We start from the raw sequence: 21572 nt of genomic DNA, 5'->3' as shown, positions 1-21572 counted from the left end.
CTAATCGTCGCCGTTCAATGAGTAGTGCTAGGATTGCCAGAAGTCGGTTTGCTCGAAGGTTATTAATAACTTTCCGCGGTGTATTAACTGCGTTAGGCAGCCGTAATCTGGTACCAAGTACTAGACGTAACAGAATCAATCTAATGAATCGGAGGAAACCCGTGGCCCTTCCAAAGTTGACTGATGAGCAGCGCAAGGAAGCTCTCGCAAAGGCCGCTGAGGCCCGCAAGGCTCGCGCCGAGCTCAAGGCTGCGCTCAAGCGCGGCGAGACCGACCTGAAGGACGTGCTCGAAAAGGCCGAGACCGATGAGATCATCGGCAAGACCAAGGTTTCTGCACTCCTCGAGGCTCTGCCGAAGGTTGGCAAGGTCAAGGCTAAGGAAATCATGGAGGACCTGGAGATTGCTCAGACCCGTCGTCTGCGCGGCCTGGGTGAGCGTCAGCGTCGTGCTCTCCTCGAGCGTTTCGGTTACGGCGAATAGTCACAACCATGGCTGACGCAACTGCACGCGGGCGCCTCGTCGTTCTGGCGGGGCCTTCCGCAGTGGGAAAATCCACCGTAGTTTCGCGTCTGCGCAGTGACGTCGAGGGGCTGTACTTCAGCGTGTCTATGACCACGCGCCAGCCCCGCCCCGGGGAGCAGGACGGTGTCGACTACTTCTTCGTCACCCCAGAAACCTTCCAGCAGCGAATCGATGCCGGGGAGATGCTCGAATGGGCTGATATCCACGGCGGATTGCAGCGCTCTGGAACGCCCGCCCAGCCGGTAGAGGAAGCTTTGGCCGCTGGCCGGCCGGTACTCGTTGAGGTTGACCTCGCGGGTGCTCGGAGTGTTAAGAAAGCGCTGCCGGAGGCAGACCTGGTCTTTTTGGCACCCCCGTCATGGGAGGTACTTGTGGAGCGGCTCACCGGCCGTGGTACCGAGCCGCAAGACGTCATTGACCGTAGGTTGCAAACTGCGCATGAGGAACTAGCCGCACAGGACGAGTTCGATCACGTCGTTGTGAACGAGGATCTGGACGAGGCAGTATCTGCCATTAGTGCTATCCTGCGGGCATAGACCTCCTTTTTGACCATCTTCAATCAAAGTAAAGGTGCATGTGACTAACGTGACCACCCCTTCTAACACTGAAGCCGCAAAGGCGGAACCAGTATTTGATGATCCGATCGGTATTACTGATCCCCCGATCGATGAGCTTCTGGACAAGGTTTCCTCTAAGTACGCTTTGGTCATCTTTGCCGCTAAGCGCGCACGCCAGATCAATAGCTACTACCAAGAGCAGGATGAAGGTGTCTTCGAGTTCGTAGGCCCGCTGGTTACCCCAGAGCCAGGCGAAAAGCCTTTGTCCATCGCATTGCGCGAGATTGATGCTGGCCTGCTTGACCACGAGGAAGGCAAGTAGCTAGCACTAAGCGTGTAATAGCTTTAAGGCTCTACGCGCCGCCACGGAAGTGCATTCCCGAATTGGGGTGTACTTCTTGGTCGCGGCGGGTGGAGCCTTTCTCTATGTCGGCAGGTACCATCGTGCGGTGTGACTGATAAAGATTCCTCTCGCAATATTGTTCTGGGCGTCGCCGGCGGCATTGCCGCCTACAAGGCGTGCCACCTCGTGCGCAATCTCAAAGAGGCGGGCGATGACGTCCGTGTTGTCCCCACGGAAAGTGCACTGAACTTCGTGGGCGCGGCTACGTTTGAGGCTCTATCCGGCCACCCCGTCTCCACGAGCGTGTTTGAGGCCGTGGATGAGGTGCAGCACGTCAACGTAGGACAGCGTGCGGATGCAGTGGTCATTGCGCCCGCCACCGCAGACCTTATCGCGCGCTTGGCTGCAGGCCGGGCAGACGATTTGCTCTCCGCCACCGTGTTGGTCGCGACGTGCCCGGTTATTGTGGCCCCGGCCATGCACACTGAGATGTGGCATAATCCCGCTACGCAGGACAACGTGGCTACTTTGCGACGCCGCGGTATCACCGTCATTGAGCCCGCCCACGGCCGCCTTACTGGCAAGGATTCTGGTCCAGGTCGTTTGCCGGAGCCGGAGCAGATTGCGGAGATTATTCGTACTGAACTGGCAGGCTATCGAGTGCAGCACACCTGGCAGGGCAAGAAGGTCGTCATATCAGCCGGCGGTACCCAGGAAGAGCTGGATCCGGTCCGATACTTGGGCAATCGCTCTTCAGGTAGGCAGGGATTCGCGCTCGCGGAATGGGCCGCCCAGATGGGGGCCGAGGTCGCCCTCGTTGCGGGTAATACCGCCCAGCTTCCTGTGCCGAGCGGCGCGAAGCTCCGGCACATTGTCTCCACCCGTGAGTTGGAAGACGCCATGCGCGAGGAGTCCCGCGATGCGGACGTGGTTATCATGGCCGCTGCAGTCTCTGACTACCGTCCGGCGGAGGTCGCCGAAACAAAGATGAAGAAGGGGCAGGCAGACGATGCACTCTCGACGCTCCATCTAGTGGAAAACCCGGATGTGCTCAAAGGGCTCGTTGCTGCGCGCGAGCGCTCGGAAATCCCTGCCGAGTGCGTAATTGTGGGCTTCGCCGCCGAAACTGGTGATGCTCAGAAGTCCGCCTTGGACTATGCCCAGGAAAAGTTCGCGCGTAAGGGCTGCGACGTGCTCATGGCCAATGAGGTCGGGCGCGGAAAGACTTTTGGCCAAAAGTCCAATGAGGGGTGGATCTTGCGTCCGGATTCCGCGCCGCAACGCGTGGAGCATGGCTCGAAGCAGGTTGTCGCCGCTCAGATCCTTTCGGCCGTGAATGAAATATTTCAGGGGTAGACAACTAAAATTGCGTTTATAGACCGCTTGGTCTAGGCTTGCGACATATTAGGCTTGGGCGTAGAAAACCCACAGCATCGAATCAACAGTGAGAACAAAGGAAGTTTTTGTGACTGATAACGCTGCAGTGGCAACTCGTCTTTTTACCAGCGAGTCCGTTACGGAAGGCCATCCCGATAAGATTTGTGACGCCATTTCTGACGCCATCCTTGATGCCCTGCTGGAAAAGGATCCGGCATCCCGCGTGGCCGTTGAGACGTTGGTAACCACCGGCCAGGTCCACGTGGTGGGCGAGGTTCGCACCGAGGCATACGTAGAAATTCCGGCGCTGGTGCGTGACACCCTTAAGTCCATCGGCTTTACTTCTTCCGAAGTCGGCTTTGATGGCAACACTTGCGGTGTGAATATCGCCATCGGCGAGCAGTCCCAGGAAATTGGCGCCGGAGTAGACAACTCTACTGAAGCCCGCGCCCATGACGAGGACTATGACGCCGAAAACGATACCGCTGGCGCAGGCGACCAGGGTCTGATGTTCGGCTATGCCTCCAATGAGACCGCTGAGTACATGCCGCTGCCCATCGCCTTGGCGCACCGCCTGTCCCGCCGCCTGACGCAGGTACGTAAGGAAGGAATCGTCGATCACCTCCGCCCGGATGGCAAGACTCAGGTGACCTTTGCCTACACCGACGACAATGAGCCGTCCCACCTGGATACCGTGGTGATTTCCACGCAGCACGATGCCGAGGTCGATAGTGCTTGGTTGGAAGGTCCCTTGCGTAGCGAGGTCCTTGAATGGGTTATCAAGGACGCCGGCTTGGAGAAGTACTACACCGAAGACACGACCTTGTTGGTCAACCCTTCCGGTTCCTTCATCCTCGGCGGACCAATGGGCGACGCGGGCCTTACCGGCCGCAAGATCATCGTCGATACTTACGGCGGCATGGCTCGCCACGGCGGCGGCGCTTTCTCTGGCAAGGACCCGAGCAAGGTGGACCGTTCCGCTGCTTATGCCATGCGCTGGGTGGCTAAGAATATCGTCGCCGCGGGCTTGGCAGATCGCGCTGAAGTCCAGGTGGCTTACGCAATCGGCCGTGCCAAGCCGGTCGGCTTGTACGTGGAGACCTTTGGTACCGCTAAGGAAAGCCTGAACGATGCAAATATCCAGGCTGCGGTGAATCAGGTATTTGACTTGCGACCGGCCGCTATTATCCGCGAGCTCGACCTGTTGCGCCCCATCTATGCGCAAACTGCGGCCTACGGACACTTTGGCCGCACCGACATTGAGCTGCCGTGGGAGCAGTTGAACCGAGTAGAAGCATTGCGTGCTGCCGCTGGTCTGTAGAATCGAGGCCTATGCCTAAGAAAACACCCGCCACCCGGAAGCCGGTTGCGCGGGTGTTGCCTCTTTTAGGGGTTGCGCACCTAGACCGAGGATTTGATTACCTCGTAGAAGAGGCAGACTCGGAAGAAGTCCAACCGGGGATTAAGGTGCGCATCCGCTTCAACGGGCGCTTGGTGGACGCGATTGTCTTAGAACGCCGGCATGATTCTGAATTTGGCGGCAACCTGCGCTTTATCGAGCGCATCATCTCACCCTTCCAGGTTTATCCGCCGCAGCTGGCCCGGCTGGTCGACGCCCTGGCAGACCGCTACGGCGGCGTGCGCTCAGACATTATCCGCTCCGCCATCCCGCCGCGGCACGCCAAGGCGGAAGAATCCGATTTAGAGACCCCGTGGGAGGAGCTCGGCACCACGAGCGAGCCCGACCTATCAGGATGGTCGGCCTATCAACATGGTGAGGCTTTCGTTGATTCGATTCTGGCCGGCAAGCTCGCCCGTGCCGCCTGGCATATCGCCCCGGGCGATGATTGGGCACATGCGCTGGCTGCACTCGCTGCCAAAGTGGCGCTTGGCGGAGGAGGGGTTCTCCTCGTTGCCCCAGACCAGAAGAGCGTTGATGCTTTAGACGCCGCGCTTCGCCAGGTACTTGGGGCAAAGCAGATAACAGTGCTGACTAATAGCATGGGCCCGCAGGCGCGCTATCGCCGCTATCTTTCTGCACTAGTAGGCCAAGCGCGGGTGGTCGTTGGCACCAGGTCCGCCGCCTTTGCCCCGGTCAAAGACCTGCAACTGGCGGTGATCCTCGATGATGGCAATGATAATTTGGTCGACAACCTCAAGCCCTATGTTCATGCGAGGGAAGTACTTACCACCCGCTCCGCTTTCGAAGGCTGCAGCATGGTTTTGGCCAACCATTCGCGGACGGCGGAGACACAGCTCCTCGTGGAATCAGGATGGGCGCACGACGTGGTGGCCAAAGAGCAAACCATAACGGCGCGGTGCCCGGCTATCGAGGCGGTGGGGTCGTTCGGTCTATCTATCGCCCGCGACCTCCAGGGCGGTACGACAAAAGTACAGGCGCAGGCCTTCCAAGCTGCCCACCAAGCGCTGGATAGGGGAGAGCCGGTGCTGGTGCAGGTACCGCGCAAGGGTTATGCGCCCATTTTGGCCTGTGGCCAGTGCCGAGCGCCGGCTCGCTGCCGGCATTGCAATGGGCCATTGGGGCTGCCGCCCAAGGGGGCGTCGGCAAGCGCAGGCTCCGAGGAAGCGGGAATGCCTACCTGCCGCTGGTGTGGTCGCCTTGAGGCACGGCATCGGTGCACCGAATGCGGGTCTCCGCGCCTGCGGGCCATCGTGTTGGGCTCGGAGCGTATTGCGGAAGAAATGGGCCGGGCCTTTCCCAATACGCGGGTGGTGGTCTCGGGCGGAAACAAGGTGCTCGATGCGGTGGACAATGCGCCGGCGTTGGTCATTGCCACCCCTGGTGCGGAACCAAGAGTAAACGATGGTGCCTATGGCGCGGCGTTGCTCTTGGATGCCGGAGCATTACTCAACCGGCAAGACCTACGCGCCACGGAGGACACCCTAGCGAAGTGGGCACAGGCGGCTACCTTGGTGCAGCCACATTTCAAGGGGGGTCGAGTAATCCTAGCCGCCGATGAGTCGCTTACCGTAGTCCAGCATTTCCTGCGTTGGGATATGGTGGGCGCGGCCGCGGCAGAGCTTGCTGCCCGGCGCGAGGTGCGCTTCCCACCCGCGGTGCATTTTGCTGCCATCGACGGTGCGGATGCATCCCTGGATGGCTTTGCCGAGCTTGTGGATCTTCCAGACCACGCGGAGGTATTAGGACCAGTTCCCCTTCCGCCGGGGCAAAGCCTGCCTGGTGACTACGATAGCCAGCGCTTTGGCCCACCGCAGCGGTTGGTCGTGCGCACCCCGCTGGGGCCGCGTTCCCAATTGGGGCGGGCTTTGCGCAGCGCCAACGCCGCACGCAGCGCCCGCAAGGATGACCTTCCTTTGCGCATTGTGGTTGACCCTATCCACGTGGGTTAGCCATATCGGGGCCATAGGCGCTCATGCGCTAATCTCGACGAAGGAAGCCGCCACCGCCGGCCGGCTTGGGCTCGGTGCCATGAGAAAGGTGTGATTGCCATGTCCCTTCGAGAGCTGCGTATCTACGGCGACCCAGTCTTGGGCAGCCGCGCGGAGGAAATTAGTAGATTTGATGCTGGCCTGCGCGCTCTGGCGAGCGATATGCTCGAGACCATGGATAAAGCCGGGGGAGTAGGGCTAGCGGCTAATCAGGTGGGAATTTTGAAGCGAATCTTCGTCTACGACTGCTCGCATACTCAATCTGGGCTGCGCGGGGCACTTGTCAATCCGGTCTGGACTCCGGTGGGAGAGCAGCAGCAAACAGGCCCGGAAGGATGCTTATCCATTCCGGGAATTAGCGCGCAAACCACGAGGTTCAACCAGGTTTTTGTGTCTGGCCAGGATATAGAGGGGCGCCCTGTGTCCATGGTGGCCTCAGGACTGATGGCTCGGTGCATTCAGCATGAGACGGACCACCTCGATGGGGTGCTCTTCCTACAACGCCTGGAGGCGCCAGTGCGCAAGGAGGCCATGCGCGCCATCCGTGAATCCGGGTGGTTTAACGCCTCGTAGCCCACTCGCTGTGGCGGCAGCGTTGCGGCGTTGTAGCCTAGTATTTTGAACGATATTAAGAGGAGAGTTTCCCCGCATGCGGATTATTTTTGCCGGTACCCCTGAGCCAGCTGTTGTAGCCTTGGAAAAGCTGCTTGCCTCGTCGCACGAGGTGGTGGCGGTAATCACTCGCCCAGACGCGAAGAAGGGCCGCGGCCGCACTCTTCATCCGAGCCCAGTGAAGGCGCTCGCCCAAGCACATGGCATTGAAGTATTGACTCCTACCACCCTGCGCCCTGATTCGGAGGACGGTCAGGCGCTGCGTGCACGCTTAAAGGAATTGCAGCCTGAAGCGATTCCGGTGGTGGCCTACGGCAATCTGGTGACTAAGGACCTGCTGGAATTACCACAGCATGGTTGGGTAAACCTGCACTTTTCTTTGCTTCCGGCATGGCGCGGTGCGGCACCGGTGCAGGCTGCCATTGCTGCAGGCGATGATGTTACCGGCGCATCAACCTTCCGCATTGAGGAGGGCCTTGATACCGGCCCAGTGCTCGGCACCGTGACGGAGGAAATTAAAGGCACCGATACTGCTGATGACCTGTTGACGCGCCTTGCCTATTCCGGTGGCGATCTGCTCGTGGCCACCATGGATGGCTTAGCGGCGGGGCAGCTGGAGGCGCAACCGCAGCAGGGGGAGGCTACCTATGCGCCGAAAATCTCTACCGCGCAGGCTCGCGTGGAGTGGTCCCAACCGGACTTTGCCATCGATCGGCATATTCGCGCACACACGCCTGGGCCGGGTGCATGGACCATGTGGGACGAGGCCCGCGTGAAGATTGGACCAGTCAGCCTCATAGAAGAGGTGGCGGTTCCACAGGAACTAGAACCAGGGCAGCTGCACATTGCCAAGAACGCCGTATTCATCGGTACCGGTACGCAGCCAGTCCAACTGGGTAAAATCCAGCCTCCGGGAAAGAAGATGATGAATGCGGCCGATTGGGCCCGCGGACTAGGCAAGGATGCCGAGGTGAAGTTTCAATGAGTGGTGGTTTCCGTTCCCGCAGCAAGTCCGGGGATAAGTCGCCGGCGGGTAAGCCGCAGAACTCCCACAAATCCACTGGTGCGAAGAGCCGAGGTGGCCGCCCGCAACGGCAGCAGCGTGGTAGCCGCGGTGGGCAGCACAGGGGCAGGCAGGCTGCTGCTAAGGGCCAACGTCCCGGAAAGCGCCAGGAAAACGGACTGATTCAGGCCGTGCTGGCCGCGGGCGTGGATGCGCCGCGTGCGGTCGCCTTCGACGTGGTGCGCAGGGTAAGCGAGGATGATGCTTTTGCCAACCTCATTTTGCCCAAGGCGCTGCGCAAGCAAAAGCTCAAGGGGCGCGATGCCGCCTTCGCCACCGAAATCACCTACGGCACGTTGCGCACCCTTGGCGTAGGCGATGCCGTCATCGCAGAGTGCTCTTCGCGCGGCCTTGAGGATATTTCCCCAGCCGTGGTTGATGCCTTGCGCCTGGGCACCTATCAAGTTCTTTATACCCGCGTGGAGCCACACGCGGCGGTTGATACCACCGTTCGTTTGGTAGAAGCCTCTGGTGAAGTCAAGGCCAAGGGCTTTGCTAATGGCATCATGCGCACCATTACGCGGACGCCGGCTAAGGTCTGGCTGGACAAGCTCGCCCCACAGGGAGAAATCGCCGGCATCGCCTTTAAGCATGCCCACCCCACCTGGATTGCGGAATCGTTTAGCCGCGTGTTGGGCCTAGGGGAGTTGGAGGCTGCCCTGGCGGCGGATTCGGATCGACCTTCGGTGCATCTAGTGGCGCGCCCCGGCGAAATCTCAGCCGAGGAATTGGCCCTGATGACCGGCAATGAGGAGGGGCGTTATTCCCCTTATGCGGTGTACATGGAATCCGGTGACCCCGGACAATTGGAACCCGTGCGCCAAGGATTGGCGGCCGTGCAGGACGAGGGCTCGCAGCTGATTGCTCGCGCGGTATGCGAGGCGACCCTCGAGGGCGAGGACACCGGCCGGTGGCTGGATCTCTGCGCCGGCCCCGGCGGTAAGGCGGCCTTGATGGGGGCGCTTGCCCGCATCGACTCCGCGCACGTCGATGCAGTGGAGGTATCCCCACACCGAGCGGCGCTGATTGAAAAGACAGTTAGCGATTTGCCCGTGGACGTTCATGTGGCAGATGGCCGCAATCCCGGCGTGGGAGAGGGCTTTGATCGCGTGCTTGTCGATGCCCCCTGTTCCGGTCTCGGCGCCCTCCGTCGCCGCCCCGAGGCGCGGTGGCGCAAGGCCGAGTCTGACATCACCGAGCTCAACCAGCTGCAATTCGAGCTCTTGTCTTCCGCATTAAACCTGGTGCGTCCAGGTGGCGTGGTCATCTACTCCACCTGTTCGCCAGATCTGCGCGAAACCCGGGGCATCGTTGACCGCGCCGTGCGCGAACTCGGCGCCGAAGAACTCGACGCACATGCTCTCATTCCTGATATGGGCGATGTAGGCCACGAGAAATCCGTGCAGATGTGGCCGCATCGCCACGGTACCGACGCCATGTTCTTTGCGGCCCTTCGCCGCGCAGCCAACTAATCGCGATAGACTGGTGGGCATGTCCGCACCGATTATTTCCCCTTCCATCTTGGCCGCTGATTTTTCTCGCTTGGGCGAGGAGCTAGCGGCGATTGATACCGCAGACTGGGTCCATGTGGACATTATGGATGGGCACTTTGTGCCCAACCTGTCTTTCGGCCCAGATATCACGGCCACGGTCCATAGCAGCACCGATAAGCCACTAGATGTCCACCTCATGATTGAGGAACCCGAAAAGTGGGTCGAGACCTATGCCAAGGCGGGCGCGCATACGATTATCTTCCACGTGGAGGCCGTCGCCGATGACCAGGCGGCAGTGGACTTGGCCCAGCGCATCCGCGAGTTGGGCGTGCGTGCGGCCTTTTCCATCAAGCCAGGCACCGCCATCGAGCCGTGGTTGGATAAGCTGCACCATTTCGATGAGGTGCTCGTGATGTCTGTGGAGCCTGGCTTCGGCGGGCAAAAGTTCATGCCAGAAATGCTAGAGAAGGTCCATAAGCTGCGCCGCAGCATTGATGAGCAGGGCCTTGACACCATCATCGAGATTGATGGCGGCATTTCACCAGAGACCATCGAGGCAGCCGCCGAGGCGGGCTGCGACGCTTTCGTGGCAGGCTCAGCCGTATTCAAATCGGACGATCCCGCCGGCATCGTGCAGCAGCTGCGTGATCTAGCGGCTGGTGCCTAATGGGTGCGGAGCTACAAGACAGAACCATCTCCGCAGCGCTGTTGCGCGCGATGGCCGCGGGTGCTGAAGTCCGTGGAACCACGAGCCCTAACCCACCGGTAGGCGCGGTCATTGTGTCCCCAGCTGGGGAAATTGTGGGTGTTGGCGCCACCCAGCCCGTGGGAGGCGCACATGCCGAGGTCATGGCGTTGCAGGAGGCCGGAGATAAGGCACGCGGCGCTACAGCCGTGGTCACCTTGGAACCCTGCGCGCATACCGGCCGCACGGGTCCCTGCGCGCAGGCGCTTATCGATGCCGGCGTGGTTCGCGTGTACTACCTCCACGCCGATCCCACCCCGCAGGCAGCGGGTGGCGCAGAAGTGTTGGCGCAGGCTGGAGTGGACGTCGCCAAGCTAGAAAAGCCCCCGCACGTCGAGGATGCTTTGGTGCCATGGCTATTCGCCGTGCGCACCCAACGGCCCCACGTCACCTTGAAATTCGCGCAAACGCTGGACGGTTTCACGGCCGCGGCCGATGGAACCAGCCAATGGATTACGGGCGAGGCAGCGCGCGACTGGGTGCATGCCGATAGGGCGCACCGCGATGCCATCGTGGTAGGTACCGGCACGGCGCTGGCTGATAATCCCTCGCTCACCGCGCGCTTTAGCGACGGCAGCTTGCGCGCGCACCAGCCACGCCGGGTGGTCATTGGCAAGCGTGATTTGGCATCGGCGGGCGATGCAGCAAGCCACCTGCGCGAGTTGGGGCACGAGCAGTACGACAGCATCGAAGAAGCTCTCTACGAGCTTTACGCCACCGGTGCCCGCGACATCCTCGTGGAAGGAGGCGCAGGCCTAGCCAGCAGCTTCCTCAAGGCCGACTTGGTGGATGCCATCTCCGCCTATATTGCACCACTGTTGCTGGGCGAGGGCCGTGGCGTGCTCGCGCACCCCGTGACCCAGACACTGGCAGAGGCCACCCGTTTCCACAGGGTGGGAATGAAGGCGCTAGGTGACGACGTTCTTATTGAGTACGTGCGCTAGACGCTGGACATAGTAGTGAGCGAGAAAGGTTGGAAGTGTTTACTGGGCTAGTACAAGAGTTGGGCACCGTGGATGCAATGGAGCCGCACGCAGACGCGCTGCGCCTGAGCATTCGCGCCCCGCGTACCGTTGCGGGGGCCGCACTGGGTGATTCCATTGCCATTAACGGCGTATGCCTTACCGTGGCGGATCTGTCAGCGGATACTTTTTGTGCGGATGTGATGCAGGAGTCCCTCGATCGCACCGCACTGGGGCGCCTTGCCGAGGGCGATCCGGTCAACGTCGAACCGGCACTGCTTCCCACCACCCGGCTGGGCGGGCACATTATGCAAGGCCACGTGGACGGCACCGCTACGCTGCAGAGCCGAACTAACTCCGAGAACTGGGATGTGCTGCGGTTTAGCTTGCCGTCGGAGCTTTCCCGATACGTCGTGGAAAAGGGCTCCATTGCCGTGAGCGGCACCTCGCTGACCGTGAGCGCCGTGGGCCCAGACTGGTTCGAGGTATCTCTTATCCCCACCACTTTGCGCGATACCATTCATGGCGCCTTGCCGGTGGGAGGAGAGGTAAATCTCGAGGTGGATGTGCTGGCCAAGTATGTAGAAAAGATGCTTCACCCCGAAGCTCAACCCCCTGAGGCTAAGGACTAGACTGCTACCTTATGAGCGCGAGTGATAATTCCATCCGTCTAGATTCCATCGACCAGGCCATCGCGGATATCGCCGCTGGTAAGCCGGTTGTTGTCATCGATGATGAGGATCGCGAAAACGAAGGCGATCTGATTTTCGCCGCGGAGCTAGCCACCCCGGAACTCGTGGCCTTCATGGTGCGCTATTCCTCTGGATATATCTGCGCACCCTTATTGCCAGACGATTGCAATCGGCTGAACCTACCGCCGATGCTGGCGGTCAACCAAGATGTACGCGGCACCGCCTACACGGTGACCGTGGATGCAGCAACAGGTAGTACCGGTATTTCTGCCACCTCGCGCGCAGAAACCATCCGCCGCCTGGCAGACCCGAGCACCACTCCAGGAGAGTTCACCCGCCCTGGCCACGTGGTACCGCTGTGTGCTCGCCCGGGCGGCGTACTGGAGCGTGACGGTCATACGGAGGCATCCATTGATCTCGCCCGATTGGCGGGCCTGCGTCCGGCCGGTGTGCTGTGCGAGATCGTCTCTGAGGATGACCCCACGGATATGGCGCGCTCGCCAGAGTTGCGTCGCTTTGCCGATACGCATGGGCTCTCCATGATCTCTATCGCGCAGCTCATCGAGTGGCGCCGCCATAATGAAACGCAGGTCACCCGCCAAGTTACCACTGAGCTACCCACCGAATATGGTCACTTCACCGCCATCGGTTACCGCCATGAGGTAGACGGGCAGGAACACGTTGCGTTGGTCGCAGGGGAACCTTCCGAACTGCGCGGCGCACGCGACGTCATGGTGCGTGTCCATTCCGAATGCCTAACCGGTGATGCCTTTGGCTCACGGCGCTGCGATTGCGGGCCCCAACTGCATGAGTCCATGCGCCTTATCAGCCAGGAGGGCCGCGGTGTGGTCATTTACCTGCGCGGTCAGGAAGGCCGTGGCATCGGCCTTTTGCATAAGTTGGAGGCCTACCGCCTGCAGGATTCGGGCATGGACACCGTCGATGCCAACCTGGAGCAGGGACTGCCCGAGGACGCCCGCGAGTATTCCGTGGCCGGGCAGATCCTTCGCGATCTCGGCATAGAATCCGCAAACCTCTTAACCAATAATCCGCATAAGGGCGAGGGGCTAGGTGGCTTTGGGTTGGACGCCAGCCACCACACGCCGCTGGCAACCCCTGCCCACGCGGATAATATTGACTACTTGCGTACTAAGCGCGACCGCATGGGCCACGACCTTCCGCAGGTCGCCCAGTGGGACGCCGAACATAAGTAGAACTTTAACGTGCGATTGAAAGGATTGCGATGAGTAAAGAAGGCCTGCCTGATATTGCCCAGGTTGATGGCAGTGGACTGCGCGTTGCTGTGGTTACTGCTACGTGGAACGCAGAAATCTGCGACCAGCTCCATGCCCAGGCGGTGCAGACTGCTACCGATAATGGTGCTGAGGTTGCCGAATACCGAGTGGTAGGTGCCCTGGAACTTGGCGTTATGGTCCAAGCAGCAGCCCGCTCCTACGATGCCGTGGTGGCACTAGGCTGCGTTATCCGTGGCGGCACCCCCCACTTTGACTACGTATGCGACTCCGTCACCCAGGCGCTGACCCGTATCTCACTCGATGAATCCACCCCGGTAGGTAATGGCGTTTTGACCGTTAACGACCAGCAGCAGGCAATTGACCGCGCCGGTTTTGCAGATTCGGTAGAAAACAAGGGCGCCGAAGCTATGATCGCGGCTTTAGACACCGCGCTGCAGTTGCGTACACTAAACGCAGCACAAAAATAACCTCTAGCAATGCGTCAGCGCCCAACGCTTGACCACCAAGGTGGCCGGCGGGGCGCGCCCCAAAGGAGTATGCACATGAACGAGGCGCAGGCCCCAAAGAATCCGCAGCACAGCCGCCAGCTTAGCGACGCCGAAGTATTGGCCTATACCAGCGCCGATCCCTTCGCACAGACCACGTCTAAACCATGGGAGTTCACGGCGACCTCGCCCTTCCTGCGCAAGGTGGCTATCGCCTGGGTGATTCTCGTTCTGGCCATCCATATCTTTATGGGAGTCACCTTGGATGTGTCTTTTACCGGTGCGCACGTGACCACCATCGACAAATTCGCTTTCCCTGGCGTTGGTGTTCTCATTTCCGTTCTCTCCTGGATCGCTCTTAACCGTCCCCGCTTGCGCGCCAATGAGGATGGGGTAGAAGTCCGCAATATCGTGGGCACCCGCTTTTATCCGTGGCAGGTGGTCTACGGACTTTCCTTCCCCGTAGGCCAACGTATGGCACGCCTTGAGCTGCCCGAGTTCGAGTTCGTTCCCGTCTGGGCGTTGCAGTCCGGCGATAAGGACACCGTCATTGACAACGTCCGCCGCTTCCGCGACGTGGAAGCCAAGTACATGCCCCAGGATTAACAATTGGCTGACCCCACCACCTACCGCCCGGCTCCGGGAACCATTCCCACCGACCCAGGCGTTTATAAGTTCCGCGATGAAAACCGCCGCGTTATCTACGTGGGCAAAGCCAAGAACCTGCGCGCTCGGCTGTCTAACTATTTCCAGGACATCACGCAACTGCACCCGCGCACTCGCCAAATGGTCCTCACCGCCAACTCGGTGGAGTGGACGGTAGTTGCCAGCGAGGTGGAAGCCTTGCAGTTGGAGTACACGTGGATCAAGCGCTTTGATCCACACTTCAACGTCATGTACCGCGACGATAAGACCTATCCTATGCTCGCGGTTTCGGTCGGAGAGACGGTCCCTCGCGCCTTCTTCTACCGTGGACCGCGGCGCAAGGGCGTACGCTATTTCGGCCCCTATTCCCATGCTTGGGCCGTGCGCGAAAGCTTGGACTTGCTTACCCGTGTCTTTCCCATGCGTACCTGCTCCAAGGGAGTATATAACCGGCATGAGCGGCTAGGGCGTCCGTGCCTTTTGGGATACATCGGCAAATGCGATGCACCCTGCATTGGCCGAGTAAGCAAGGAAGACCACCGCGAGACGGTCAACGATCTCGTGTCCTTCATGAATGGCAACACCGGTTCAGTACGCCGCAAACTAACGCAGGACATGGAGCAGGCCGCCGAGAACCTAGAGTTCGAGCGCGCGGCGCGCCTGCGCGATGATTTGGGCGCTATTGACAAGATTATGGAACAGCAGGCCGTGGTCTTCACAGACGGCACGGATGCTGATCTCATTGCTTTTAACTCCGATGAACTTGAGGCAGCGGTACAGATTTTCCATGTTCGCGATGGGCGCATTCGCGGTCAGCGCGGTTGGGTAGTCGAACGCGCCGGCGATCAGGCGAGTTCAGAGCCCTTGGACGAAGGAAAACCTGATCCCGCGCTGCCCGCGTTGGTACAAAACTTCCTCATCCAGTTCTATTCCGATGCAGTAGAGCGCGAGAAACAAGAGGCGCGCGAAGATGCTGCGCTTGCCGCGGACGTGAAGCGGCGCGGGGTGGACCAAGAATCGCACATGAAATCTCGCCGCGTGCAGGTTATTCCGCGCCAAATTTTGGTTCAGGCCCTGCCGGATGAACCGGAGCAGGTCATCGAGTTGTTGGAGGAGCTGCGCGGTGCCCAGGTGGACCTGCGTGTTCCCCAGCGCGGCGATAAAAAGCAGCTTATGGCCACGGTGGAGAAAAACGCCAAGGAGCAGTTGCGTCAGCATAAGCTCAAGCGGGTAGGAGACCTCACCGCACGTTCGGCGGCATTGCAGGATATTCAAGAAGCCCTAGGCATGGAGCAAGCCCCATTGCGCATTGAATGTACCGATATCTCGCATATTCAAGGCACAGATGTGGTTGCTTCCCTGGTGGTCTTTGAAGATGGTTTGCCCAAGAAGTCGGACTATAGGCGCTACCGCATCAAGGAAGCGGCAGGTGATGGCCGCTCGGATGACGTCGGTTCTATCGCAGAGATCACACGCCGTCGGTTTAAGCGCCATAAGCAAGATAAGCTGGCCCATCCGGATGAGGAAGTAGAAGAGTCTTCCTTTGCAGAGGAGAAGGTGGCGGAAGAATCTGCCGAAGCGGGGCGTCGCTTTGCGTATCCACCGCAGCTTTTTATCGTGGATGGCGGTGCGCCCCAGGTGGCCGCGGCTCAAGAGGTATTTGATGAGTTAGGCATCGTGGATGTAACCCTGGTGGGCTTGGCCAAGCGCCTCGAGGAGATCTGGGTTCCCGGCGATGATGAGCCGGTGATTTTGCCGCGAAACTCGCAAGCGCTCTTCCTCCTGCAGCAAGTTCGGGATGAAGCCCACCGCTTCGCCATTACTTACCACCGGCAGCAGCGCTCAAAGCGGATGCGTTCCTCGGTACTCGATTCCGTTCCGGGATTGGGTCCGCAACGGCGCACCGATCTGGTCAAGCATTTCGGTTCGGTGAAAAAGCTCAAGGCCGCCACTGTGGAAGAGATCTGTGAGGTAAACGGTTTTGGTCCCAAACTGGCCCAGACCGTGTACGAGAGTTTGCATGATTCTGCGGGCACTTAAGTGGCATTCTCCTAGAGGTAGCGAATCTTGAAGCGCTAGACTGAAGAGCATGACGCATTTCGAAACTCCACCCATTTTGATAACCGGTATGTCCGGCGGCGGGTTGAGTTCCGCTGCCAAAGTATTTGAGGACAAGGGCTACTACGTGGCCCACAATATTCCGCCTCGCGCCATTGTTGACCTGCTCAAGCTGTGCAACCAAGAGGAAACTCCAGTGGGCAAGGTAGCAGCCGTAACGGATGTGCGCTCGCGCATGTTCCCAGGGTCTCTGTTGGAGATTATGAATGAGCTTACGGAACTAAATATGAAGCCCACCGTGCTCTTTTTGGATGCTCGCGATGATGTGCTTATCCGCCGGTTCGATTCGGTGCGGCGCACCCACCCGCTGCAGGAGGGGGACACGCTCAAAGTCGGAATCCAACGCGAGCGCCGGGCAGTGGCAGATGTGCGTTCCCATGCGGATATCATTATCGATACGACGAACCTATCTATTCATGATCTCCGCCGTGCCATTGAGGCCGCCTTTGGTGAGATGCAAAATGAAAAGCAGCATGTCACTGTTGAATCCTTTGGATTTAAAAATGGCTCGCCCCGCGATGCCGACTTAGTGGTAGACGTGCGGTTCCTGCCCAACCCCTATTGGGTTCCAGAACTGCGAGGATATCGCGGCACGGATGAACCGGTTGCCCACTATGTGCTCTCGCAGCCAGCGGCGCAGGAATTCGTGGACAATTTCTTGCAGATGTTTTCTACCATGCTGGATGGCTACCGTCATGAGGGCAAGAACTTCATCACGGTTGGCGTCGGTTGCACGGGCGGTCACCACCGGTCCGTTGCCGTCGCAGAGGCTATTGCGGCGCGCCTGCGGGACAATGACACATTAGACGTCAGCACCTTGCATAGGGATATCGCTCGAGGCTAGAGCACAGGAGTTTTAACGCTTTTATGACCAATCCTTCACACATGGTTTGCCTTGGCGGCGGCCATGGACTCTATCAAACCCTTCTGTCCGCACGCTTTAGCGAGGCGGCCGATATTTCTGCCATTGTTACGGTCGCGGATGATGGCGGCTCCTCTGGTCGTTTGCGCCGCGAGCTAGAAATCATTCCACCGGGTGACTTGCGCATGGCGCTGGCCGCCTTGGCTAATAGTGACCCAGTGGGGGACTTGTGGGCACGAACCTTGCAACACCGTTTCGGTGGCAATGGCGCGATGGCAGGGCATGCGGTGGGCAATCTGATGATTGCGGGTTTGACGGATGTGCTCGGCGATTATCAAGCTGCCCTGGATACCATCGCAGAACTTACTAATTCCCAGGGGCGAGTCTTCCCAGTAGTCAACCAGGCCTTAGAGATTGAAGCGGACGTAGCCGGGCTTGACGACGACCCCCGTGTCATGCGCCAGGTCCGCGGCCAGGTTGCCGTCGCTTCCACGCCGGGCCAGGTGCGTCGCGTGCGCATCGTGCCCGAACGGCCCAAAGCGAATCCTGATGCCCTCGATGCCATCCAGCACGCGGATCTCATTACTATCGGACCAGGCTCATGGTTTAGTTCGGTTTTGCCGCATACTCTCGTGCCGCAGGTAGTGGATGCGATTTCTGCTTCCGATGCGCTGCGCGTCGTCGTATTGAACCTTTCGCCCGAGCCGGGCGAAACTCATGGCTTCTCCGCAGAGCGTCATTTGCATGTGCTCGCTCAACACGCCCCTGATCTGCGAATTGACCGCATTTTGGTGGACGAGACGGCTTTGCCTACCGATAGTGAGCGCGTCTATATTCAGCGCGCCGCGCAGTCCCTAGGCGCTCGCGCTACCTTCGCGGACGTGAGCCAAGTTGATGCCAATGGTCGCAGCATCAATAAGCACGACCCTGAAAAGCTGTCTACAGCACTTCTGGACCTATATTCGGACTATCGCAGCACTAGTGATTAGAACTGGCACCTACTCTTCAGGCTATCGTGCAGCCGCTCGCGCTCGACCGACTGCACGGCGACCAAGCGTGCGCGGTATGATGTCAGAAATCCTTTCACCGCACTGGGCTGGGAGCAATGGCTCTAGCCGCTATGCGTATTTTGTGACTGTGAGAATAGAAATGGGGCGAACTAGGTGACCACACCATTGACCGACCAGGTCAAAGAAGAATTGACGGCTGTCGTTGTGCCACGCCAGTCCGCTCGTGCTGCCGAACTCGCGGCGATGTTGCGATTCGCCGGCGAGCTAGATATTTCCGGTGACAGCATGTCCTATGAGTTAGAGCTAGAAAGCCACGCCATTGCACGGCGCTTCATCAACGCTCTTGATGACCTCTATGGGATCACTGCCGATAGCCATGTCGTCGGCCCGGCAGGAACCACCAAGAAGACTCGCGTAACGGTTCGCATCTCCACCGGCGCGAAAGAGCTGACCCGTCGGCTGGGCCTTATCACCCGCTCCGGCCATGCGGTAGTGGGGCTGCCGCCGCAGGTCATCTCCGGCACCGTGGCCGATAGCGAAGCAGCATGGCGCGGGGCCTTCCTTGCCCATGGCAGCCTCACGGAGCCAGGCCGCTCTTCGGCGCTGGAAGTTACCTGCCCGTGCCAGGAGGCAGCGTTGGCACTGGTGGGCTGCGCCCGCCGCCTTGGTATCTCTGCGAAGACTAAGGAGACTCGCGGTGAAGATCGCGTCGTTGTACGCGATGGTGATGCTATCGGGGCGCTTCTTACGCGTATGGGCGCTCAGGAGACTCGATTGAGCTGGGAAAAGAAGCGAGTTAAGCGGGAGGCGCACGATACGTCTCGGCGTTTGGACAATTTTGATGACGCCAATCTTCGGCGTTCTGCCCGCGCCGCGGTTACCGCGGCAGCGCGCGTTGACCGCGCCATGGAGATATTAGGTGACGATGTTCCTGAGCACTTGGCAGACGCGGGCCGCTTGCGAGTTCAGCACCGCGAGGCTTCGCTCGAAGAGTTGGGCCGCTTGGCTGAGCCTCCTATGACCAAGGACGCAGTAGCCGGGCGTATTCGCCGCTTGCTGTCGATGGCCGATAAACGAGCCGAGGAGCTCGATATCCCCGATACCAACCAAGCGATTACAGATGACCTCTTCAACGAATCCTGACGCTCGGAATCACCTACATTAAAAGAACTCCCCGCAGTGCGGATACCAAAGCGGTAGGCGCAGCTGCGGGGAGATTTTTACTGCCTTCCTGGCAGCTAGCAGGTACGCAACCGGCTAGCCAGAAGCGTTAAAGAACTAGGGAACCAGGAACCCTAGGACGTTGGTCATCAAGAACACGATGACACAGACAAAAGCCAGGAAGGCCACGGAGTAGCCCACTACGTTCTTCAGGATGACAGATTCCTTGCCCTCCATATTGACGGCGGTAGCCGCAATTGCAAGGGACTGCGGGGAGATCATCTTGCCCACGACGCCGCCTGCGGTATTGGCCGCGAGCATGAGGTCAGGGTTTACGCTGATTCGTTCTGCCGCTGCTACCTGCAGGTTGGCAAAGAGGGCATTAGCAGATGTATCGGAGCCAGTAACCGCGGTACCAATCCAGCCCAGGACTGGGGCGAAGAGCGCAAAGATGCTGCCGGCAGAAGAGACGAACTCACCAATAGCAATAGTCTGGCCGGAGTAGTTCATCGTATAGGCCAAGGCCAGCACCAGGATGATGGTAAGAGCCGAGAACTTCATGCGGCTGACGACGTTCCCAAAAGCGCTCACTGGTTGCCCAAAGCTTAGGCTGTAGCGGCCATTTTCATTGAAGAAGTGGTAGACAACCGCAACGATAATGCCCGAGAGCAGCAGGAGCGTACCTGGGTTGCCAAAGACATTGAAGCTGAAGCTGGTATCCATGAGGTTGCCGTCGGCGTCGACAATTGCGTCATCGAGCAGAGGCCAGGCAAAGTGGAGCTTGAGGAATCCGAAGATAGCGGGGGCAGCGGTTGCCACGGCAAAGACAACGGTCACTACGGCGTAGGGAAGCAGCGCCATCCAGATACGGCGTCCGTTGAGGTCGGTGGTGGACTCGGCGGCAGGCAGCTCGAGACGCTCGCGCAACTCCTTGACGCCCTTCGGCTTCCATACCCGGAGGAAGGCGAAAGCACAGCCCAAGGAGACGATGCAGGCGATGACGTTGGTGAGCTGGTACGCAAAGAAAGTCGCGGCCAACCACTGAGCGAACGCGAAGGAAATGCCAATCACGGCAGCGGCTGGGGCAGTTTCCTTGACACCTCGGAAGCCGTCCAAGATGAAGGCGATAAGAAATGGCACGATGGCGGCGATGAGCAGCACCTGCAAGGAAATAAGCGCTGCGATGTCGTGGGTTTGCTCGGCGCTGCGACCGGCTACCTCGCCAGCAGTGGTTACCGGGATACCAACCGCGCCAAAAGCAACCGGAGCGGTATTAGCAATCAGAACTACTGTTGCCGCGCGCAGTGGCTTCACACCAAGGGCCATGATCATGGTCGCGGTAATGGCTACGGGGGCGCCGAAGCCAGCGAGGGCCTCCAACAAACCGCCAAAACAGAAGGCAATGAGGATAGCCTGAATGCGAATATCGCCATCACCCAGAAGATCAAAGGTCTTGCGCAGATCCTCGAAGCGCCCGGAAGCTACGGTGATTTCATAGAACCAAATTGCAGTAATGATGACCCAGACGATGGGCAGGAGTCCGAATAGACCGCCACGTACGGCGGAGGACAAGGCCATATCTACCGGCATGGAGAAGCCGACGATGGCAATAATGAGAGATACTGCCAGGGCAACGGCGCCAGAAGTATGCGCGCGTGCCTTAACGCCTAGCAGCATGATAAAGAATGCAATGAGCGGGAGAATCGCCACCAGGGCGGTAAGCCCGAGGCTGTCACCCACAGCAGAGGTATTTATTTCGAACAAGAGAAGTCCTTGATTTCTACGGTGGTCTTGCCCGTAGGAAATTACGGGCACATGAAGCATTCTCACGGTGACCAACGGTGGCGCTAGAGCAGGCAGGGTTGCCTTAAACGCTTTGTGGGCCAGTGAGTAAGGAAAGCATATCGTGCGGTGGGCGTCACGGAAACAATACGGTCGTCTTGATAGGGGTTAGCGGCAGCATTTCTCAATGTCCGATCGGACAGAGTCGGACGCAACCCCTGAAGCTCAACAGTGATATATCTCACGTTAACGGGGTAAACCCAACACAACCCCACGTGTTCGGGCCTATCCAGCGGGTTTGTATGTGGGAAATAAAAAGGATCGGAAAAAGTGTACGCGCTTTTGGATAGTCTGTCATCCACTAGTTCATACGGCCGCTGGGAGCCTGCGCTGACAAAAAACGCTCGGTAGTATCGGCAATGTAAGGGAAAACGCTCGGGCGCTTCTCAAACACAGACTTCATTGAAGAACCCG

20 protein-coding genes are annotated in these 21572 nt (G+C 59.3%); 19 read left to right on the top strand and 1 reads right to left on the bottom strand.

Going from position 1 to position 21572, the window contains the following annotated elements; all coding sequences use genetic code 11:
- Positions 1 to 161 precede the first annotated feature (161 nt).
- The 19 genes from mihF (at position 162) to whiA (ending at position 19298) form a co-directional block, all read left to right on the top strand.
- Entirely contained in the window at positions 162 to 482 is a 321-nt protein-coding gene (mihF, locus tag QP971_RS02225; protein ID WP_005328460.1) for an integration host factor, actinobacterial type, read from the top strand.
- An 8-nt stretch (positions 483 to 490) separates the two neighbouring features.
- Complete coding sequence (gene gmk, locus QP971_RS02220; RefSeq protein ID WP_284810751.1) at positions 491 to 1060, top strand: guanylate kinase; 570 nt, start codon at positions 491 to 493, stop codon at positions 1058 to 1060.
- A gap of 40 nt (positions 1061 to 1100) precedes the next feature.
- Positions 1101 to 1403, top strand: coding sequence for a DNA-directed RNA polymerase subunit omega (gene rpoZ, locus QP971_RS02215; RefSeq protein WP_005324891.1), 303 nt, complete (start codon positions 1101 to 1103; stop codon positions 1401 to 1403).
- Between the two features lie 129 nt (positions 1404 to 1532).
- Positions 1533 to 2780 carry a bifunctional phosphopantothenoylcysteine decarboxylase/phosphopantothenate--cysteine ligase CoaBC gene (coaBC, locus tag QP971_RS02210; protein WP_284810749.1) on the top strand — a complete coding sequence of 416 codons (1248 nt, stop codon included), beginning with the start codon at positions 1533 to 1535 and terminating at the stop codon, positions 2778 to 2780.
- A gap of 109 nt (positions 2781 to 2889) precedes the next feature.
- A complete protein-coding gene (gene metK / locus QP971_RS02205; RefSeq protein WP_284810747.1) occupies positions 2890 to 4122 on the top strand; it encodes a methionine adenosyltransferase in 1233 nt (410 codons plus the stop codon).
- Between the two features lie 11 nt (positions 4123 to 4133).
- On the top strand, positions 4134 to 6173 hold the full coding sequence (locus QP971_RS02200) for a primosomal protein N' (protein ID WP_284810745.1): 2040 nt from the start codon (positions 4134 to 4136) through the stop codon (positions 6171 to 6173).
- Positions 6174 to 6272: 99 nt separating this feature from the next.
- The gene (gene def, locus QP971_RS02195) at positions 6273 to 6785 is read left to right on the top strand and encodes a peptide deformylase (RefSeq protein WP_284810743.1); all 513 of its coding nucleotides are present in this window, start codon (positions 6273 to 6275) and stop codon (positions 6783 to 6785) included.
- A gap of 76 nt (positions 6786 to 6861) precedes the next feature.
- The gene (gene fmt / locus QP971_RS02190; RefSeq protein WP_284810742.1) at positions 6862 to 7809 is read left to right on the top strand and encodes a methionyl-tRNA formyltransferase; all 948 of its coding nucleotides are present in this window, start codon (positions 6862 to 6864) and stop codon (positions 7807 to 7809) included.
- Positions 7806 to 9359 carry an RsmB/NOP family class I SAM-dependent RNA methyltransferase gene (locus QP971_RS02185; protein ID WP_284810741.1) on the top strand — a complete coding sequence of 518 codons (1554 nt, stop codon included), beginning with the start codon at positions 7806 to 7808 and terminating at the stop codon, positions 9357 to 9359. The genes fmt and QP971_RS02185 overlap by 4 nt, the downstream gene beginning before the upstream one ends.
- A 19-nt stretch (positions 9360 to 9378) precedes the next feature.
- Positions 9379 to 10047: a ribulose-phosphate 3-epimerase gene (rpe, locus tag QP971_RS02180; RefSeq protein ID WP_284810739.1), complete on the top strand. Its 669-nt coding sequence runs from the start codon at positions 9379 to 9381 to the stop codon at positions 10045 to 10047.
- A complete protein-coding gene (gene ribD / locus QP971_RS02175) occupies positions 10047 to 11069 on the top strand; it encodes a bifunctional diaminohydroxyphosphoribosylaminopyrimidine deaminase/5-amino-6-(5-phosphoribosylamino)uracil reductase RibD (RefSeq protein WP_284810737.1) in 1023 nt (340 codons plus the stop codon). The genes rpe and ribD overlap by 1 nt, the downstream gene beginning before the upstream one ends.
- 35 nt (positions 11070 to 11104) lie before the next feature.
- Positions 11105 to 11719 carry a riboflavin synthase gene (locus QP971_RS02170; RefSeq protein WP_049378207.1) on the top strand — a complete coding sequence of 205 codons (615 nt, stop codon included), beginning with the start codon at positions 11105 to 11107 and terminating at the stop codon, positions 11717 to 11719.
- Positions 11720 to 11730: 11 nt separating this feature from the next.
- Positions 11731 to 12993 (top strand): bifunctional 3,4-dihydroxy-2-butanone-4-phosphate synthase/GTP cyclohydrolase II, encoded by a 1263-nt coding sequence (locus QP971_RS02165; protein WP_049378204.1) that lies wholly within the window; start codon positions 11731 to 11733, stop codon positions 12991 to 12993.
- 29 nt (positions 12994 to 13022) lie between these two features.
- Positions 13023 to 13502: a 6,7-dimethyl-8-ribityllumazine synthase gene (gene ribH / locus QP971_RS02160; RefSeq protein ID WP_284810735.1), complete on the top strand. Its 480-nt coding sequence runs from the start codon at positions 13023 to 13025 to the stop codon at positions 13500 to 13502.
- Positions 13503 to 13577: 75 nt separating this feature from the next.
- On the top strand, positions 13578 to 14126 hold the full coding sequence (locus QP971_RS02155; RefSeq protein WP_049378201.1) for a PH domain-containing protein: 549 nt from the start codon (positions 13578 to 13580) through the stop codon (positions 14124 to 14126).
- 3 nt (positions 14127 to 14129) lie between these two features.
- A complete protein-coding gene (uvrC, locus tag QP971_RS02150) occupies positions 14130 to 16205 on the top strand; it encodes an excinuclease ABC subunit UvrC (RefSeq protein WP_049378199.1) in 2076 nt (691 codons plus the stop codon).
- A gap of 40 nt (positions 16206 to 16245) precedes the next feature.
- Positions 16246 to 17127 carry an RNase adapter RapZ gene (gene rapZ / locus QP971_RS02145; RefSeq protein WP_193393084.1) on the top strand — a complete coding sequence of 294 codons (882 nt, stop codon included), beginning with the start codon at positions 16246 to 16248 and terminating at the stop codon, positions 17125 to 17127.
- A 23-nt stretch (positions 17128 to 17150) separates the two neighbouring features.
- A complete protein-coding gene (locus QP971_RS02140; RefSeq protein ID WP_049378195.1) occupies positions 17151 to 18134 on the top strand; it encodes a gluconeogenesis factor YvcK family protein in 984 nt (327 codons plus the stop codon).
- A 174-nt stretch (positions 18135 to 18308) separates the two neighbouring features.
- A complete protein-coding gene (whiA, locus tag QP971_RS02135) occupies positions 18309 to 19298 on the top strand; it encodes a DNA-binding protein WhiA (RefSeq protein ID WP_284787062.1) in 990 nt (329 codons plus the stop codon).
- 135 nt (positions 19299 to 19433) lie between these two features.
- Here whiA and QP971_RS02130 read toward each other — a convergent pair whose 3' ends face one another.
- On the bottom strand, positions 19434 to 21080 hold the full coding sequence (locus QP971_RS02130) for an L-lactate permease (protein WP_419127098.1): 1647 nt from the start codon (positions 21078 to 21080) through the stop codon (positions 19434 to 19436).
- Positions 21081 to 21572: the final 492 nt, after the last annotated feature.

The organism is Corynebacterium marquesiae (assembly GCF_030229635.1).
GTDB lineage: Bacteria > Actinomycetota > Actinomycetes > Mycobacteriales > Mycobacteriaceae > Corynebacterium > Corynebacterium marquesiae.
The sequence above is the reverse complement of the archived record's forward strand: the minus strand, read 5'-3'. Positions and strand labels throughout refer to the sequence as shown.

Coding starts and splice junctions, on each gene's coding strand:
- gmk (WP_284810751.1), top strand. CDS start 491: ATGGCTGACGCAACTGCACGCGGGCGCCTCGTCGTTCTGGCGGGGCCT.
- QP971_RS02200 (WP_284810745.1), top strand. CDS start 4,134: ATGCCTAAGAAAACACCCGCCACCCGGAAGCCGGTTGCGCGGGTGTTG.
- def (WP_284810743.1), top strand. CDS start 6,273: ATGTCCCTTCGAGAGCTGCGTATCTACGGCGACCCAGTCTTGGGCAGC.
- fmt (WP_284810742.1), top strand. CDS start 6,862: ATGCGGATTATTTTTGCCGGTACCCCTGAGCCAGCTGTTGTAGCCTTG.
- QP971_RS02185 (WP_284810741.1), top strand. CDS start 7,806: ATGAGTGGTGGTTTCCGTTCCCGCAGCAAGTCCGGGGATAAGTCGCCG.
- rpe (WP_284810739.1), top strand. CDS start 9,379: ATGTCCGCACCGATTATTTCCCCTTCCATCTTGGCCGCTGATTTTTCT.
- ribD (WP_284810737.1), top strand. CDS start 10,047: ATGGGTGCGGAGCTACAAGACAGAACCATCTCCGCAGCGCTGTTGCGC.
- QP971_RS02165 (WP_049378204.1), top strand. CDS start 11,731: ATGAGCGCGAGTGATAATTCCATCCGTCTAGATTCCATCGACCAGGCC.
- ribH (WP_284810735.1), top strand. CDS start 13,023: ATGAGTAAAGAAGGCCTGCCTGATATTGCCCAGGTTGATGGCAGTGGA.
- QP971_RS02155 (WP_049378201.1), top strand. CDS start 13,578: ATGAACGAGGCGCAGGCCCCAAAGAATCCGCAGCACAGCCGCCAGCTT.
- QP971_RS02140 (WP_049378195.1), top strand. CDS start 17,151: ATGACCAATCCTTCACACATGGTTTGCCTTGGCGGCGGCCATGGACTC.